The following is a 675-nucleotide window of genomic DNA, read 5'->3' as shown; positions in this document are numbered from 1 at the left end:
TCCGGTATTGCTGGTCCATCAGGACAAACTGCACAAAAGCCAATTGGATTAGTCTATATTGGTATTGCCACGAAAAAGGGACAGACTTACGAAGAACATCATTTTACGGGAACAAGGCGGATGATAAAAGAAAAATCAGCAATGGCAGCATTGGATTTACTTCGCCGAACCATTGAAACTATTTAAACTTATACGCAATAAAAAGATTTAGAAACAAATTCATAATTTCTAATAAATGTAGTAAGTTTTTGGAGTTAAATTTGGAGGCAAATTTATGGAAACGATTCGCTCTTTTATTGCTATTGAAATTCCGAAAAAAATTAGGCAGGAGATTATGAAATTTGTTGATGAATTTCAACAACAAAATCTTGCTGTTCGGTGGGTAAAATATGAAAATCTGCACCTAACGCTGTGTTTTTTAGGGAATGTTACCAAGGTTTTTTTACACAAAGTCGCTGATAAATTATCAGCAATCGCCGGGGCTCAAAAATCATTCGAATTATCTTTGAAAAATTTCGGGGCCTTTCCCAGTCAGCGTTCTCCTCGAATAATTTGGGTCGGGGTGGAAAAAGGTAGTAGTGAATTAATCGATTTACAAGCGAAAGTTGAATCGACATTAGCGGAAATCGGCTACAAACCTGAAGAACGACGGTTTCATCCCCATCTAACAGTTGG

Annotated in this window: 2 protein-coding genes; both read left to right on the top strand. The window is 37.0% G+C overall.

The features are described 5' to 3' along the window. A partial coding sequence (locus N2201_07495; protein MCX7786042.1) for a CinA family protein occupies nt 1-186 on the top strand: 186 nt, incomplete at its 5' end. 88 nt (nt 187-274) lie between these two features. Continuing rightward, a partial coding sequence (thpR, locus tag N2201_07490) for an RNA 2',3'-cyclic phosphodiesterase (protein ID MCX7786041.1) occupies nt 275-675 on the top strand: 401 nt, incomplete at its 3' end.

Source organism: candidate division WOR-3 bacterium (assembly GCA_026418155.1).
Taxonomy (GTDB): Bacteria; Hydrothermota; Tepidihabitantia; order Tepidihabitantales; family CAIPLT01; genus JAOABV01.
This window is presented reverse-complemented; position numbering and strand designations above follow the sequence as displayed.